Below are 15,748 nucleotides of genomic sequence, written 5' to 3'. Positions count from 1 at the left end.
CGACGTGTCAGCCGACGACGCCGCGCACGTAGGCCACGCAGTCGTCGTGCAGCATCGACCACGGGTCGCCGAACACCTCGTCGGCGGCCTGCGCCGGGGGCCGGCCCTGGTGGACCACGGCCCGGTAGAAGTCCAGCATCCGCTGCTCGCCGTACCTGTCGACCAGATGGCGTACGGCCAGGTAGCCCACGCCGTAGGCGCCGCCGACCCGATCGTCGCTGGCGTCGTCGGCGGGCGCCACCGCGTCCAGCCGCCCGGACCACCCGCCGCGCAGCAGCTTCCGCACCTCGGCCAGGCCGTCGTAGCGCTGCACGGGCTGACCGTCGGCCCCGGCGTACTCGGCCAGCCCTTCCACCAGCCACCAGTCCGCGCGGTCGGCATAGCCCCGGTCGGGCAGCGAGGCGGCATGGGTCAGCTCGTGCCGGAGCAGGTCGTCGATGCCGGCCGGGGTGACGATCGGGGCGTTGAGCACGACGTCGTGCCGTCCCCCACCGACGCCCACCGCGTACCCGGCGGTCCACTTCGGCCGGCCGCCGCCGTACCAGCGCTGCCACTCGCCCTTCCCGGCGTAATAGACGAGATACCGGTCCGGCGGGGCGCCGCCGACCGCGTAACGGTCCGCGGCCCGGGCGGCGGTCTCGGCCTGGGCGAGCAGGCCGGGCAGCCGGCGCCGCTGGGCGGGCGTGGTGGCCACCACGACCCGCTTGCCGACCGCCACCGCGAGGTCACTCACCTGCCACGGGCGCGCGCCCGTCGGGTCCGTGGCGGACGGGTCCACGGCGGCCAGCCGGGGCTCCTCCCCTGCCAGCCGCCAGCGCGTGCCCAGCTCCACTGTGCTCGGCGCGCAGTCCGGCACCACGAAGCAGTAGCCGACCGTGACCACGAACCGCCACTCCCCCGGCTTCCCGTCGACCGCCGCCGGCACCCCGTCGGCCGACGACCGCCAGGTGGTGACGCGCAGCGCCCGCAGCGCCTCGTACCGGCGGGTCAGCGCCGGCCGGGCGGCCGGTTCGGCGACCGTGAGGAAACCGGCCCGGTCCGCGCCGACGAGCGCGGCGGCCTGCCGGTCCAGCAGCGCGAGCATCCGCTCGCCGAGCCGCCGCTGCGCCGCCGTGCCCGGGTCGTCCTTCGCGGCCGTCCGCCCGGCCGCGTCCGGCGCCGACTCCCGCAGGAGTACGCCGGGCACCGCGCCCGCCACCAGGCCGAGCGCGAGTCCGAGCGCGGTCCAGAGCGGCCACCGCCGCCGTCCTTGCACGGCCCTCGGGCCCGGCTGCGCCGGCGGTACGGGGTACGGCACCGGAACGGTGACGGGGTGCGACGGTGACGCCGGGTCCGGCGCCGGGGCGGGGATGCCGGCGGCGGCGCCGACCTCGGCGCGGGGTTTGTCGGCGTCGGCGTCGGCCGCGGGGGCGGTGGGACGAGGCGAGTCGCCGTCCGTCGTCCGGCCGGGAGGCTGCTCGTCGCCGTCGGTCACCGGCGAAGGGTACGACCAATCGGGCGTTCCGGGAAAGAGTCACGCGCCGTTGCGCCGCGCCCCGAGATCTCGCGCCGGTCAGGAGGCAGGCGGCCTGGACGGCGAGCTTGGCCGGGTCGGGCGACGTCACCGCGGCACGCGGCGAGCAGCAGCGCCTTCATCGGTTCTCCCAGGAGCGGTAGGCACGGTCCAGGCCGGCGACGAGCTCCCCGAAGGAACGGTCGGTGTCGCGGGGGAGCCCGAAGCCGCCCGCCGCCTCCAAGGCGACGAAGCCGTGCACGGCGGCCCGGAACATCCGGATGGCGTCGACTGCGGCGTCGCCGTCGAGGCCGTACCCGAGCAGGATGGCGCGGATCGCGCCGACCGCGCGCTCCCCGGCGGCCAGGTGGTCCGGGTCGGCCGGGTCGGGGGCGCGCTGGGCCGCCGGGTAGCGGCCGGGGTGCCGCCGCGCGTACTTCCGGTAGGCGGCGGCGACGGCGCGCAGAGCGTCGCCACCGGAGCGACCGGCGGCGGCGGCCGTGAGCACGTCGGCGATCTCGGCGGTGGCGAGCACGGCCAGCTTCTGGTGCAACGCCTCCACGCCCCGGACGTGCTTGTAGAGGCTCGGCAGCGCGACGCCGAGCCGGGCCGCGAGCGCGGCAAGGGTCAGCCGCTCGTAGCCGACCTCGTCGGCGAGCGCGGCGGCCTCCCGCACCACTGTCGCCGGGGTCAGGCCCGCCCTAGGCACGCCCGGTCACCGCCAGGAACTCGACCAGGTCGGCGGCGGTGGCGTCGGGCTGGTCGGCGTGCGGATAGTGCCCGGAGTCGGCGATCATCCGGGCCTCGGCGACGGCGAACAGCCGCCGCGCGGCCCGTGCCTCGGCGCCCGGGTCGGGGAAGTCCGGGTCCTTCGTGCCCATCAGCACCAGCACCGGCCGGCGTACCTCGGGTGCCCGCGCGGTCCAGTGCGGGTCGGCGGGCGCGATCACCCCGCGCACCGCGGCCATCCGGCCGCGCAGCCTGGTGACCAGTTCCTTCCGGTACGCGGCGTCGTCCGCCGGCCGCCCGCACGGGAACAGCGTGCGGTGGAACAGCCCGAACAGCCGAGGGCTGCGCAGTACTGCCGCCTGCGCGACACGCATCAGCGGATTCAGTTTCGGGGTGCCGACGAACGCGCCGACCTGCACGATGCCGCTGACCAGTTCCGGCGCCTCGGCGGCGGCGAAGACCACAGCGGCGGCGCTGGACGAGCTGCCGACGAGCGTGGCCGGCCCGCCGCCGAGCGCCCGCACCACGGCGAGCAGGTCGCCACCGACGTGCTCGGGGGCGTACGTGGGCCAGTGCGGACTGGAGTCGCCGTGGCCACGTACGTCGACCGACGCGACCCGGTGACCGGCCGCGACCAGGCGGGGCGTCAGGTGCCGGAAGGCGGCCCGGTTCTCCCCCATGCCGTGCGAGAGGACCACGAGCGGCCCCGTTCCGTGCACCTCGTACGCGATGATGCCGCCGTCCCGCGCCACTTGGCTAAGTATCATAGCCAATAAGCTAATGCTGTTAGCTTTGGCCGTCAAGAAGCGTCCCGGGACGAAGACAGGCCGGCGGGACCAGAGGTCTCCGCCGGCCTGTCTCGGGACAGACGAGGGGTGTCAGGCCCGCTTCACTTCTTCGACAGCACCGCGCGGCCGAAGAACGCCAGGTTGGCCGGGCGCTCCGCGAGCCGGCGCATCAGATAGCCGTACCACTGGTCGCCGTAGGGGACGTACGTCCGCACCGTGTAACCCTCGCCGACCAGGCGCTGCTGCTCCTCCGGGCGGATGCCGTAGAGCATCTGGAACTCGAACCGGGCCGGGTCGCGGTCGAACCAGCGTGCCCGGTCCTCCCCGATCGCGATCAGCCGCGGGTCGTGCGTGGCCAGCATGGGATAGCCGTCGCCGGACATCAACACGTTCATGCAGCGCACGTACGACCTGTCCACCTCGCGGGCGGACTGGAACGCCACCGACTCCGGCTCCTTGTACGCGCCCTTGCACAACCGCACCCGCGACCCGGCCGAGGCCAGCTCCCGGCAGTCCGACTCGGTCCGCCGCAGGTACGCCTGGAGCACCGCGCCGGTCGACGGGTGGTCCTTGCGCAGCTTGGCCAGCACGTCCAGCGTCGAGTCGGTGGTGGTGTGGTCCTCCATGTCCAGCGTGACGGTGGTGCCCGCCGCGTCGGCCGCCGCGCAGATCGCCCGCGCGTTGTCGTACGCCAACTGCTCGTCGAACATCTGGCCCAGCGCGGACAGCTTCACGCTGACCTCGGCGGCCGGGGTGAGCCCCGCGGCGGCGAGCCGGCGCAGCAGCCTCAGGTATTCGTCCCGGGTGGCGTTCGCCTGCTCGGGGGTGGTGGTGTCCTCGCCCAGGTAGTCGAGGGTGACCGCTTGGCCGTCGGCGACCAGCTCGCGGGTGGCGCGCAGCGCGTCGTCGGTGGCGGCGCCGGCGACGAACCGGCGGACGACGTCCCGGGTGAACGGGGCCGTCGCGACGAGCCGTTCCACCTGGGAGGACCGGGAGGCGGCGAGGATGACGGAACGGAGCATGAGCCGAGCGTAACGCTCATCACCGGACCTCCGCCGGGTACGTCCGAGGCCCGCCCCGCACCCTCCTCCGGCCTGGGCCGGGCACCCCCGGCTGGCGGGGATCGGCTACAACGTTCACGTGGATCGACGACACCCCCGGCGCCGGCTCCGCTCGGCCTCCGTGCAGCTCGGCGCGCTGACCGCGCTGGCCCTCGCGCTCTCCGGCTGCAACAACGGTTACGACGACGACGATGACGACTGCGCGCTCGGCCCGGCCGGCGGGGGCGGCGACGTCGTCGCCGTCGCCCAGCGCGTGCCGGCGGCGACGGCCACCACCGGCGCGCGCGGCGAGTCGCTCCCGACGACCGCCGCGCTGCCCGAGCGCGGCGGCTTCGGCACCCACCTCGCCTCCTGCGGCGGCTGACGTGCGTCGCGAGGCGAGCAAACCGCGCCCCGGCTGGGACGAGACCATCCGGGCCCAGGGCCTGGTGTACGTCGACACCGAGCTGCCCGACGGCGAGATCATGTCGTACTGGGACGAGACGGCGGCGTACGCGTTCACGCTCGACGAGGTGCTCCGGCTGGAGGAGGCCACCGAGGAACTGCACCGGATGTCGGTGGCCGCCGCCGAGCACGTGGTGACCCGCAACCGGTACGCCGAGTTCGGCATCCCCGAGTGGGCCGCCGAGGCGGTCGCCCGCTCGCTCCGGGAGTCCCCGCCGACGCTCTACGGCCGGTTCGACCTCTGGTACGACGGCAGCGGGCCGCCCAAGATGCTGGAGTACAACGCCGACACCCCTACCGCGCTGGTCGAGGCGAGCATCGTGCAGTGGTACTGGCTGGAGCACACCCGCCCGGATGCGGACCAGTGGAACAGCCTGCACGAACGCCTCGTCGGCGCCTGGGCCAAGATCGGAGCCGGGCTGCACGAGCCGCGGGCGCACGTGCTCTGGTCCTCCGAGGAGGAGTCGGGCGAGGACCAGATCACCGCGGGTTACCTGGCCGAGACGGCCCGCCAGGCCGGGCTGGACGTGACGCTCATGCCGATCCAGCGGGTCGGCTGGGACGGGCGACGCTTCGTCGACGCCGACGACCGGCCGATCACCACCTGCTTCAAGCTCTACCCCTGGGAGTGGATGCTGGCCGAGCCGTACGGGCGGCCGGCGCTCGACCCGGGTACGCCCACCACCTGGATCGAACCGGCTTGGAAGCTGCTGCTGTCGAACAAGGCGCTGCTCGCCGTGCTCTGGGAGCTGTACCCGGGACACGACTACCTGCTGCCCGCGTACCTCGACTCACCACGCGGCATGACCGAGTACGTGGCCAAGCCGCTGCTCGGTCGCGAAGGCGGATCAGTACGCATCGTGACCGGCGACACGGAGATCACCAACCCGGGGATCTACGGCGAGGAGGGCTTCTGCTTCCAGGAGTTCCGCGCGTTGCCCGAGTTCGAGGGCAACCGGACGGTGCTGGGTAGCTGGATCGTGGACGGCGAGTCGGCCGGCGCAGGCGTGCGTGAAAGCGAAAGCCTCATCACCGACGGTTACGCGCGGTTCCTGCCCCACTACATCGACGCGCCGCGTCTGCCCTGAGTCGTCTACCGTTGGTGTCGTGAACTTCGACGCGTACGCCCGGACCGGGGTCGAGCTCGTCAACGCCCGGCTGGACGACCTCGACGGTCTGCGGGCCGTCTTCTCGGACGAGCAGGGCTGGATGCGCGAGGAGGTCGCCGAACGGGACCTCGCGATCTTCCGGCGGGCGCAGAAGCGCCTCCGGGACGTCTTCGAGTACGGCACCTCGGGCCGGGACAACGAGGCGGTGGCGGAGCTGAACGCGCTGCTGGAGGCGTTCCCGGTGCAGCCGCGCATCTCCGGCCACGACTCCTCCGACTGGCACATGCACGTGACCAGCCGGGGCGCGTCGGTCTCGTCCGAATACCTGGCGGGCGCGGTCTGGGGCCTGTCGGTGTGGCTGTGCGAGTACGGCAGCGCCCGCTTCGGGGTCTGCGCCGACGACCGCTGCGGCAACGTCTACCTGGACACCTCGTCCAACTGCTGCCGGCGGTTCTGCTCCGAGCGCTGCGCCACCCGCTCCCACGTGGCGGCGCACCGGGCCCGCAAGCGGGCCGCTGTCGGCGAGCAGGCCGTACCGGCGCAGCCGCTGTCCCCGGTGAGCTGACCCGCCGCCTGATCGGGGCGGCGCGTCCCGATCAGGCGTCCACGGGCGAGGGCGCGGTCAGGTTGGCCCGGGCGAACTCCAGCGACTCCCGCAGGTCCGCCTCGCGGACCGCGCGGCTCTTCGCGCCCCGGGTGGTCACCTCCACCGCTACCGAGCCGGTGAAGCCCCGCCCGGCGAGCGAGCGCAGCATCTCCGCGCAGGGCTGGCCACCGCGGCCGGGCACCAGGTGCTCGTCGCGCCCCTCGCCGGTGCCGTCGCCCAGGTGCACGTGCGCCAGCCGGGAACCCATCCGATCGGCCATCGCCAACGCGTCGCTGTGCGAGGCCGCGCAGTGCGACAGGTCAAGCGTGTACGAGGCGTACTCGATCTCGGTCGGATCCCAGCCCGGCGCGTACGGGACGAACTGCCGCCCGGCCATCCGCACCGGGTACATGTTCTCCACCCCGAAGTGCAGCCCACCGAACTGCCCGGCGATGGTGTCGAGCCCGTCGGCGAAGGTACGCGCGTAGTCACGCTGCCAGGTGAACGGCGGGTGCACCACGACCGTCGGGGCCTCCAGCGTCTCGGCCAGCTCGGCGGCCTTGCGCAGCCGCTCCCACGGGTCGGGGCTCCACACCCGCTGGGTGACGAGCAGGCAGGGGGCGTGCACCGACAGCACCGGTACGCCGTAGTGCTCGGCGAGGCCGCGCAGCGCGCCCGCGTCCTGGCTGACCGGGTCGGTCCAGACCATCACTTCGAGGCCGTCGTAGCCGAGTTCGGCGGCGAGCTGGAACGCCGCCGCGGTCCGTTCGGGAAAGACCGAGGACGTGGACAGGAGCACCGGAACGCGGGAAGTCACGCTTTCGAGCGTAGCCCCAACCGCCAGCAAGCATCGGGACGAGCAACCGCAAAGCTACCCAGAGCGCTCGTACGGTCACATCGGCGCGAGCTGATCGAGCCGACGCAGGATCACACCCTCCCGTAGCGCCCACGGGCAGATGTCCACGCAGTCGACGTCGAGCCGGCGCATCACCGCCTCGGCCACCACCGCGCCCGCGAGGAGCTGGTGCGCCCGCTGCGCGCTCACCCCTTCCAGCCCGGGCAACTGGGCCGGTGGGATGTGCCGGACGAACCCGAGCACCTGCCTCAGGCCGGTACGGGTCAGGCTGCGCCGAGCCCACAGGCCCGCGCCCGAGGGCGCGGCGCCGGCCAGCCGGGCCAGCGTGCGGAACGTCTTCGAGGTGGCGACCGGCCGATCCCAGCCCACCGCTGTCAACTGCTCCACCACCGGGTCGAGCTGCGCGTCCACGTACGCCCGCAGTTGCTCCACGGCCTCGGCCGACGGCGGCGCCGCACCGGCCGGATCGACGGCGAGCCGCTCCCGGCTGAGCCGCCCCGCGCCGAGCGGCAGCGAGATCGCCACATCCGGGTGCTCGTCGATGCCGGCGGCCAGCTCCAGCGAGCCGCCACCGATGTCCATCGCCAGCAGCCGGCCGGCCGACCAGCCGAACCACCGCCGCACCGCCAGGAACGTCATCCGCGCCTCGTCCGCGCCGGAGAGCACCTCCAGGCGTACGCCCGTCTCGTCGCGGACGCGGGCCAGCACGTCGGCGGCGTTCGTGGCTTCGCGGACCGCGCTCGTGGCGAACGCCAGCAGATCCTCGGCGCCCAGCCCGTCGGCCGCCGCCCGGGCCATGCCGACCGCCTTGACCAGGCCGTCCGCGCCGCCGACGGTGAGCGCGCCGTCCGGCCCGATCTGCTCGGCCAGCCGCAGCACCACCTTCTCCGAGTGCGCCGGCCAGGGATGCGCGCCGTGGTGGGCGTCCACCACCAGCAGGTGCACCGTGTTGGAACCGACGTCGAGGACACCCAGTCGCATGGGGAAGACCCTAGGGCCAACACGTTTCGTCGGCTCGACGGCCGGGCGGGGTCACCGCGCGTACGCTGGTCCGAGTGACAGGGCAGATCGAGCTTCACGTGCTGGTGGACGACCCCGCGGACCCGCGCAGCCGCGAGGTCGGGCTGGACTTCCCCCGGGAGTGGATCGAGTTCGTCGACCCGGCCGACCCGAAGCACGTCGTCCGCGCCGACCTCACCTGGCTGCTGTCCCGCTGGACGTGCATCTTCGGCCAGGGCTGCCACGGCATCGTGGCCGGGCGGGCCGCCGACGGGTGCTGCTCGCACGGCGCGTTCTTCACCGACTCCGACGACGAGAAGCGGGTCCGGGCGGCCGTGAAGCGGCTGACGCCGCAGACGTGGCAGCACTTCCGGCGCGGGTTCAAGAACTGGACCGAGAACGACACCGTCGACGGCAAGACGCCGGCCCGGCGTACCGCCACCCGCGACGTGGACGCCCCGTGCGTGTTCCTCAACGACGCCGACTTCCCCGGTGGGGGCGGCTGCGCGCTGCACGCCCAGGCGCTGCGCGACGGGGTGCATCCGCTGGAGTACAAGCCGGACGTCTGCTGGCAGTTGCCGGTACGCCGCGACCAGGAGTGGCACAAGCGGCCGGACAACACGAAGGTGCTGATCTCCACGCTCGCCGAGTTCGACAGGCGCGGCTGGGGCGCGGGCGGGCACGACCTCGACTGGTGGTGCACGTCCTCCACCGACGCGCACGTCGGCGCCGAGCCGATGTACGTGTCGTACGGCCCGGAGCTGACCGCGCTGATCGGCGCGCCCGCGTACGCCAAGCTGGCCGAACTCTGCGCCGCCCGGCTGCGCCAGGGTCAGGTCGCCCCGCACCCGGCCAGCGAGTAGGGCTCCGCCCTTGCACGCTCCGGCGGCGACCCGACCCGTGTGAGTCCACCGTGGACGGGGTACCGGGCGGTGGTGGCGGTCGGCGAGGCGGTGGAGCTGTGGCGGTCGCGGCTGTGGCCCGGTGTCCTGCTCTCGGCGGGGTTGGCCGCGGGGTTGGCCGCGTTCGGGGTGTCGACCGATCGACCCGCCCTTTCGGTCTGGGCACGGCGGCCGCGGTGCCCGTGTGCTTCGCGGCGCTGCTGCGCAACGGTGGACTGCTCGCCGACGACGTCGGGCTGCTCGTGCGGCACCGTGGCCGCACGGTGCGCAGCTACCGGTGGGAGGAGATCCTCCAGGCAGGTCCGGTCTCGGTCGGCTTCAATCGGTTCGGTCTGGCGGTGCTGCCCGAGGGCGGCCCGTACGACGTTCCCGGCCCGAACCACGCCGTGGTAATCGGCCAGGTGTGGATGTGGAGGGGCCCGGACGGTCAGACCCGTGCCCGGCCCGGACATGCCGCCGGCCGGCACCCCGTCAGGGTGCCGGCCGGCGTGTGTGGTCTTACTTGGTCCAGTGCTGGGCGACGAGGTCGGCGGCCTGCTGCTCCCACTGGGCGTAGTGGTCCGGGTAGGCCGACACCTGGACGGTCTGGGCGGCCTTGGTCAGCGGCATGTCCCGCCAGCCGTCGACCTGCTTCAGGCCCTTCAGGAACGCCGTGGTCGAGTACTCGGGGTCGGTGATCTGCTCCACCGTGCCCCACCCGCTGGACGGCCGCTGCTGGAACAGGCCCTGCGAGTCATGGTCGTTACGGTCGCCGAGGTGGCCCAGGTTCTCCAGCTTCGACTCCTGCAACGCCGTGGCGATCGACACGACCGCGGCACGCTCGTCCATGCCGGCCTTCTTCGTCGCCGCGATGATCGCCTTCACATTCGCGGTCTGCTCGTCGTTCAGGTCGATGCGCGACTGCTCGCCCTGCACACCGTGCGGGATCAGCTTGTCGCCCTGCACGCTCACGCTCACCGGCTTCGCGGCGTGGGCGGTGGTGTCGGCCGCGTGGGCGGCGACGGGACCGGCGAACACACCACCGGTGAAAGCCAGACCAGCAATACCCAGGATGCTCTTCCGCAGAATCGTGTTCATGATGAGGGCTCCATTCGGGGGATCGACGCCCACACCGACGGGGGATCGGCGCGGGTGCGAGCACCGTCAGGCGCTCAGAAGAAGTCTTGGGGGATCTCGGCTGCTCGCGGAGGGCGCGGGGGCCTCGGCGCGGCGCCGGAAGCATGTCCAACGACCCGCGGCCCGGCGTCATTCCCGGGCGCCTCACGCCACCGGGGTGGCGCGGGTTCACGGCGTCGGAACCGAACTCAACGACCAGCAGCCCCGGGCTGTTCCCACACCCGGCGCCGCCGCCCTTGGGGGCGTGGCCTTGCTCGGTCGGTCACCCGGTTACAACGCCACCGGCCCGCCCACGATTCCGCCACCACAGTGCCGCTGGCCACCCCCGAACCGGACACCCGCCCCACACCTCCCACACACACCAGATGCAGCCGCCGTCCGGGCCGCCGCCGAGTGCATCCCCGCCGCGCCCAGCCCGGGCATCTCGCTCCACGCCCGTGATCAAGGAGTTTGCGGCACCTTCCGGGCGCCCACGAGACCACAACTCCTTGATCACCCCCGACGAGATCCTCCCGGGCACCCATCACAGGGTTGATCATGAAGTTGGCTGCGACAAAACGGGCACCCAGCGCCGCCAAGTTCATGATCGACACCCTCGGGCAGGGCGTGGCTGGACGGGAGCGAAGCGGCCGCCGACGGGCCACGCGAACGTCCCATTCGCGCGGTTTACGAGGCGCCAAAGTGCAAGATCGCGCACTCAGAGAACGCTAGGGCCTGTGTCGAATTCGGTCACAGCCATTCGTTGATGGCGGCGACGTGGACGGTGGCCTCGTAGCGCACGGCGAGTTTGTCGAAGCGGGTGGCCACGGCCCGGTGGCGTTTGAGGCGGTTGATGCCGCACTCCACGGCATGGCGCTGCTGGTACCGCTGCGGGTCGAAGGCCGGTGGCCGGCCGCCCTTCGACCCCTTCTTACGCCGGTTCGCGTCCTGGTCGGCCTTCGACGGGATCGTCGCGGCGATCCCACGGCGGCGCAGATAGCGGCGGTTGGCCTTCGACGTGTACGCCTTGTCGGCGAGGACCCGGTCCGGGCGGGTCCGGGGCCGGCCGCTACCGAGGCGGGGCACCCGGATCCCGTCGAGCACCGGGATGAACTGCGGGCTGTCCCCGCGCTGCCCGGCGGTCAACACGATCGACAACGGCTTCTGCCCCTGCTCACACGCCAGGTGCACCTTCGTGGTCAGGCCGCCCCGTGAGCGGCCGAGCGCATGATCGTCCGGTTCGACCGTGACCCCGCCCGGTGGCTCGGCCTGCAGATCCCCCTTTTACGCGCTCCAGCGGCGTGCTGATGCGCTCGGGCGACCGTCGAGTCCACGGACACGTCCCAGACGACGCGTCCGGCCCCGTCAGCCAGGGCCTGCAAGGCGGTCAGGATCTTCGCCCAGGTCCCATCCCGCTGCCAACGCCGGAACAGCGCGTACGCCGCAGCCCAGGACCCGTAGCACTCCGGGACGTCCCGCCACGGGCCACCGACCCGTATCCGCCACCGAATCCCATCAATGAGCTGCCGTTTCGTCCACATCGACGGCCGACCTGGCCTACGCCCCGGGGACAGCAACGGCTCCAGCGCCACCCACTGTGCGTCGGTCAGATCATGCCGCCTCGTCACCGCTAGGGTGTCCACGAGGTCTCCGGTGTTCGGGTTCTGCTTGGTCGCTGAACCAGATACCGGAGACCTCGCTACATCTCGAACACCGACACACCAAGATCCTCACCAGACAACTCAAGCCCTGACACCGACTTCGACACAGGCCCTAGGCGGGTTAGGGCGCCGAGAAACTCCCCCGAAGGCGGCTCGGGTCGCGATCTTGGAGTTGTGGACCTCGCGAAAGGCGCGTGACGGGGCTGATCCGGCGCCATAACTCCTTTGATCGACGAGGCCCGCCTACGGCTCGAACTTGTAGCCCAGGCCCCGGACCGTGACGATGTAGCGCGGCGCGGACGGCTCCGGCTCGATCTTGGAGCGCAGCCGCTTCACGTGCACGTCCAGCGTCTTGGTGTCGCCCACGTAGTCGGCGCCCCAGACCCGGTCGATCAGCTGCCCCCGGGTGAGCACCCGCCCGGCGTTGCGCAGCAGCAGCTCCAGCAGCTCGAACTCCTTGAGCGGGAGCTGCACCCCGGCGCCGCCGACTGTCACCACGTGCCGCTCGATGTCCATCCGCACCGGGCCGGCGGCGAGCGTCGGCGCACCCGTCTCGTTCGACTCGGCGCTCCGCCGGCGCAGCACCGCCCGGATGCGGGCGACCAGTTCACGGGGCGAGTACGGCTTGGTCACGTAGTCGTCGGCACCGATCTCCAGGCCGACCACCTTGTCGATCTCACTGTCCCGCGCGGTGACCATGATGATGGGCACGTGCGAGCGCTGGCGGAGCTGCCGGCAGACCTCGGTGCCGGACATCTCCGGCAACATCAGGTCGAGCAGCACGATGTCGGCACCGGTCCGGTCGAACTCGGTGAGGGCGGCGGGGCCCGTCGCGGCGACGGAGACCTCGAACCCCTCCTTGCGGAGCATGTAGGACAGGGCGTCGGAGAACGACTCCTCGTCCTCGACCACCAGTACGCGGCTCAACGGGTGTTTCCTTCCTGTGGTCAGACCTGCCGGAGCGCGGCCGGGCCGGCCTCGATCCCAGCGGAGGCGAGTGTCGTCTCCAGGTCGTCCGGGGGGCGTGCGGGCAGCCGGAGAGTGAACGTCGACCCCCCGCCAAGGGTGCTCGACACGTCGACCCGGCCGCCATGGTTGCTGGCGATGTGCTTGACGATGGCCAGGCCCAGGCCGGTGCCGCCGGTCGACCGGGAGCGGGCCTGGTCTGCCCGGTAGAAACGCTCGAAGATCCGGTCGACCTCGTTCGGGGCGATGCCGATGCCCTGGTCGGCCACGGCGATCTCGACGTGCTCCTCGGCGCCGGTCACTGTCACCCGGACCGTGGTGTCCTCGGCGGAATAGTTGATCGCGTTCTCCACCAGGTTCGCCACCGCCGTGGCGAGTTGGCTGTCGCTGCCGTACACGGTCAGGCCCCGCTGCCCGCCGACGGCGATTTCGACCCGGCGCGCGGTGGCCGCGGTGCGGGTGCGGTCGACGACCTCGGCGAGCACCCAGTCCACCGAGACCGGCTCGGGGGCGGGCTGCGGTTCGGCGCCCTGGAGGCGGGTCAGTTCCAGCAGCTCCTGCACCAAGCGGCCGAGCCGGGTCGACTCGTGCTGGATCCGCTCGGCGAACCGCCGCGCGGCGACCAGGTCCTCGGACAGGTCGGGCGCGCCGCCGGTGGCCGGCTCGGTGGCGTCGACGAGCGCCTCGGCGAGCAGTTGCAGCGCCCCGATCGGCGTCTTCAGCTCGTGGCTGACGTTCGCGACGAAGTCCCGGCGTACCCGCGCGAGACGGTGCGACTCGGTGACGTCGACCGCCTCGACCGAGACATAGCCGGAGCCCAGTCCCATCGCCCGCAGGTGCACGCCGAGCGGGTTGTCCCCACCGCCGTCGCGACCCCGCGGCAGGTCCAGCTCTATCTCGCGCCGCACGCCCGTGCGGCGGACCTGCCCGGCGAGGGTACGGATCAACGGGTGCGCCGCGATCGACCCCGGCGCCGCCCCGGCGCGGAGCAGACCCATCGCCCGGGCGGCCGGGTTCACCAGCACCGGCACGTCGTCCGGGCCGAGCACCACCACGCCGGCGCGCAGCGAGTCGATCGTCTTGCGGCCGAGCCCGGAGAGGCCCCCCTGCTGGTCGTCCGGAATCGTCGTCCTCCCTGCGTCACGGCTGGTCCCACCGCCCCCCGACGCCCGCCGGCGCCGCCATTCGTCAACCGGTCCGGACAGCATCGCCCCGGCGACCAGCCCGGTCACCAGCGCTACGGCCACCGCGATGGCCACCGTCCATTCCACCCGGCGATCGTAGGGTCATTGTTGACCCGGAGATCGGTCACAAAGGGACGAACCACTCTCGCTTTCGGCAAAGTTCACCTGCGGGCCCCGCGTCGTTCATCCGTGTTCACCCTGGTGCCGGCCGTTCGGCCTAGCGTGGGGCGCGCACATGCTTCTGCCGTACCCTCGGGGTCGCGGCACCGACCCCAGGAAGTGACGATGCGCGACGAGTTCCGGGCCGACCTGCAGATTGTCAGCCAGTTGCTGGTGGACATGGCCGAGGCGGTACGCGCGGCCATGCGCCAGGCCACGAAGGGGCTGCTCACCGCCGATCGGACGGCCGCCGAGACGGTGATCGCGCGGGACGCCGAGATCGACGACCTCTACCGGCACGTGGAGGAGCGGGTCTGTGACCTGCTGGCCCGGCAGGCGCCGGTGGCCTCCGACCTGCGGGCGATGATCACCGCGCTGCACGTGGCCGCCGATCTCGAACGGATGGGCGACCTGGCCGACCACGTGGCGAAGACGGCGCTGCGCCGGCACCCCTCCCCGGCGGTGCCGGCGGAGCTGCGGCCGGTCTTCACCGACATGGCCGGGATCGCCGACCGGATGGCCGAGAAGATCGGCTCGGTGCTGGCCAAGCCGGACGCCGACGTGGCCGCCGAGCTGGACCGTGACGACGACGCGATGGACGACCTGCACAAGAGCCTGTTCGGCGTGCTGCTCGGCGACGACTGGCCGTACGGGGTGGAGACGGCGATCGACGCGACGTTGCTGGGGCGCTTCTACGAGCGCTTCGCCGACCACGCGGTGAACGCGGGCGAGCACGTGGTCTACCTGATCACCGGTTCCACATCCGCCTGAGCACCGCGGGCGGGGCCGCCTCTGAGGAGGCCCCGCCCGCGCCGTCTCAGCGGCCCTGGTTGGCCACAGCGGCGGCGGCGTCCTTGGCCGCCGCCGGGTCCAGGTACGTCCCGCCGAGCACGTGCGGACGCAGGTCGGCGTCCAGGTCGTAGCGCAGCGGGATGCCGGTGGGGATGTTCAGCTTGGCGATCGCCTCGTCGGAGATCTGGTCGAGGTGCTTGACCAGCGCCCGCAGCGAGTTGCCGTGCGCGGCCACCAGCACGGTCCGGCCGGCCAGGATGTCCGGCACGATCGAGTCGTACCAGTAGGGCAGCATCCGGTCGACGACGTCCTTCAGGCACTCGGTGCGCGGCATCACCTCGGTCGGCAGCAGCGCGTACCGGGGGTCGCCGACCTGCGACCACTCGTCCGCGTCGTCGATCGGCGGCGGCGGCGTGTCGTACGACCGGCGCCAGAGCATGAACTGCTCCTCGCCGTACTCGTCGAGGGTCTGCTTCTTGTTCTTGCCCTGCAGGGCGCCGTAGTGACGCTCGTTGAGCCGCCACGACCGGCGCACCGCGATCCAGTGCCGGTCGGCGGCGTTCAGCGCCAGCTCGGCGGTGCGGATCGCCCGGCGCAGCAGGCTCGTGTGCACCACGTCCGGCAGCAGGTCGTGCTCGCGCAGCAGCTCGCCGCCGCGCCGCGCCTCGGTCTCCCCCTTGGCGGTCAGGTCGACATCGACCCAGCCGGTGAAGAGGTTCTTGGCGTTCCAGTCGCTCTCGCCGTGCCGCAGCAGGACCAGCGTCCCGACGGTGGGCCCCTCGCTCGCAGTCATGCCGATCATCCTGCCGTACTCGGGCGAGGGGCACGCGGCGACCTGTGGTGACGACCACCACGTGGAAACCCGGTGACCTCACCTCCGGCCCAGCACTAGGTTGTAAGGCATCTTACAGAGGTCGGTCATTAC

16 protein-coding genes are annotated in these 15,748 nt (G+C 72.5%); 5 read left to right on the top strand and 11 right to left on the bottom strand.

Going from position 1 to position 15,748, the window contains the following annotated elements; translation table 11 throughout:
• Nucleotides 1-7: 7 nt before the first annotated feature.
• From ACFYON_RS12160 to ACFYON_RS12145, 4 genes are all read right to left on the bottom strand, one after another.
• Nucleotides 8-1,474, bottom strand: coding sequence for a hypothetical protein (locus ACFYON_RS12160; protein WP_354874617.1), 1,467 nt, complete (start codon nt 1,472-1,474; stop codon nt 8-10).
• A gap of 157 nt (nt 1,475-1,631) precedes the next feature.
• Nucleotides 1,632-2,201, bottom strand: a complete 570-nt coding sequence (locus tag ACFYON_RS12155) for a TetR-like C-terminal domain-containing protein (protein ID WP_354874619.1) — start codon at nt 2,199-2,201, stop codon at nt 1,632-1,634.
• Entirely contained in the window at nt 2,194-2,988 is a 795-nt protein-coding gene (locus tag ACFYON_RS12150) for an alpha/beta hydrolase (RefSeq protein WP_354874621.1), read from the bottom strand. The genes ACFYON_RS12155 and ACFYON_RS12150 overlap by 8 nt, the downstream gene beginning before the upstream one ends.
• Before the next feature lie 122 nt (nt 2,989-3,110).
• Entirely contained in the window at nt 3,111-4,031 is a 921-nt protein-coding gene (locus ACFYON_RS12145; protein ID WP_354874623.1) for a proline dehydrogenase family protein, read from the bottom strand.
• 118 nt (nt 4,032-4,149) lie between these two features.
• On the opposite strand from ACFYON_RS12145, the gene ACFYON_RS12140 reads away from it, so the two are divergent.
• From ACFYON_RS12140 to ACFYON_RS12130, 3 genes are read left to right on the top strand one after another with little or no spacing between them, the layout of a single operon-like run.
• On the top strand, nt 4,150-4,434 hold the full coding sequence (locus tag ACFYON_RS12140; protein ID WP_354874625.1) for a hypothetical protein: 285 nt from the start codon (nt 4,150-4,152) through the stop codon (nt 4,432-4,434).
• A 1-nt stretch (nt 4,435) separates the two neighbouring features.
• Nucleotides 4,436-5,602: a glutathionylspermidine synthase family protein gene (locus ACFYON_RS12135; protein ID WP_354874627.1), complete on the top strand. Its 1,167-nt coding sequence runs from the start codon at nt 4,436-4,438 to the stop codon at nt 5,600-5,602.
• Nucleotides 5,603-5,621: 19 nt separating this feature from the next.
• The gene (locus ACFYON_RS12130) at nt 5,622-6,188 is read left to right on the top strand and encodes a CGNR zinc finger domain-containing protein (RefSeq protein ID WP_354874629.1); all 567 of its coding nucleotides are present in this window, start codon (nt 5,622-5,624) and stop codon (nt 6,186-6,188) included.
• A 31-nt stretch (nt 6,189-6,219) separates the two neighbouring features.
• Here the strand turns inward: ACFYON_RS12130 and ACFYON_RS12125 are convergent, their stop codons facing one another.
• Nucleotides 6,220-7,026, bottom strand: a complete 807-nt coding sequence (locus tag ACFYON_RS12125) for a sugar phosphate isomerase/epimerase (protein ID WP_354874631.1) — start codon at nt 7,024-7,026, stop codon at nt 6,220-6,222.
• Between the two features lie 75 nt (nt 7,027-7,101).
• The gene (locus ACFYON_RS12120; RefSeq protein WP_354874633.1) at nt 7,102-8,046 is read right to left on the bottom strand and encodes a Ppx/GppA phosphatase family protein; all 945 of its coding nucleotides are present in this window, start codon (nt 8,044-8,046) and stop codon (nt 7,102-7,104) included.
• Nucleotides 8,047-8,120: 74 nt separating this feature from the next.
• On the opposite strand from ACFYON_RS12120, the gene ACFYON_RS12115 reads away from it, so the two are divergent.
• The gene (locus tag ACFYON_RS12115; protein WP_354874635.1) at nt 8,121-8,927 is read left to right on the top strand and encodes a hypothetical protein; all 807 of its coding nucleotides are present in this window, start codon (nt 8,121-8,123) and stop codon (nt 8,925-8,927) included.
• Nucleotides 8,928-9,464: 537 nt separating this feature from the next.
• Here ACFYON_RS12115 and ACFYON_RS12110 read toward each other — a convergent pair.
• From ACFYON_RS12110 to ACFYON_RS12095, 4 genes are all read right to left on the bottom strand, one after another.
• Nucleotides 9,465-10,043 carry a hypothetical protein gene (locus ACFYON_RS12110; protein ID WP_355015042.1) on the bottom strand — a complete coding sequence of 193 codons (579 nt, stop codon included), beginning with the start codon at nt 10,041-10,043 and terminating at the stop codon, nt 9,465-9,467.
• A 768-nt stretch (nt 10,044-10,811) separates the two neighbouring features.
• Nucleotides 10,812-11,689, bottom strand: a protein-coding gene (locus ACFYON_RS12105; protein ID WP_387189624.1) for an IS5 family transposase whose coding sequence is annotated in 2 segments (ribosomal slippage) — nt 10,812-11,297 and nt 11,300-11,689 — 876 coding nt in all. Because the reading frame shifts where the segments join, the coding sequence is not laid out codon by codon here.
• 276 nt (nt 11,690-11,965) lie between these two features.
• Nucleotides 11,966-12,649 carry a response regulator transcription factor gene (locus tag ACFYON_RS12100; RefSeq protein ID WP_354868456.1) on the bottom strand — a complete coding sequence of 228 codons (684 nt, stop codon included), beginning with the start codon at nt 12,647-12,649 and terminating at the stop codon, nt 11,966-11,968.
• 20 nt (nt 12,650-12,669) lie between these two features.
• Entirely contained in the window at nt 12,670-13,959 is a 1,290-nt protein-coding gene (locus tag ACFYON_RS12095) for a sensor histidine kinase (RefSeq protein WP_387320735.1), read from the bottom strand.
• 198 nt (nt 13,960-14,157) lie between these two features.
• Between ACFYON_RS12095 and phoU the strand changes: the two genes are divergently transcribed.
• Entirely contained in the window at nt 14,158-14,802 is a 645-nt protein-coding gene (gene phoU, locus ACFYON_RS12090) for a phosphate signaling complex protein PhoU (protein WP_354868458.1), read from the top strand.
• Between the two features lie 46 nt (nt 14,803-14,848).
• Here the strand turns inward: phoU and ACFYON_RS12085 are convergent, their stop codons facing one another.
• Nucleotides 14,849-15,616: a phosphoglyceromutase gene (locus tag ACFYON_RS12085; RefSeq protein WP_354868460.1), complete on the bottom strand. Its 768-nt coding sequence runs from the start codon at nt 15,614-15,616 to the stop codon at nt 14,849-14,851.
• Nucleotides 15,617-15,748: the final 132 nt, after the last annotated feature.

This window comes from Micromonospora sp. NPDC005686 (genome assembly GCF_042871665.1).
Lineage (GTDB): Bacteria > Actinomycetota > Actinomycetes > Mycobacteriales > Micromonosporaceae > Micromonospora.
This window is presented reverse-complemented; position numbering and strand designations above follow the sequence as displayed.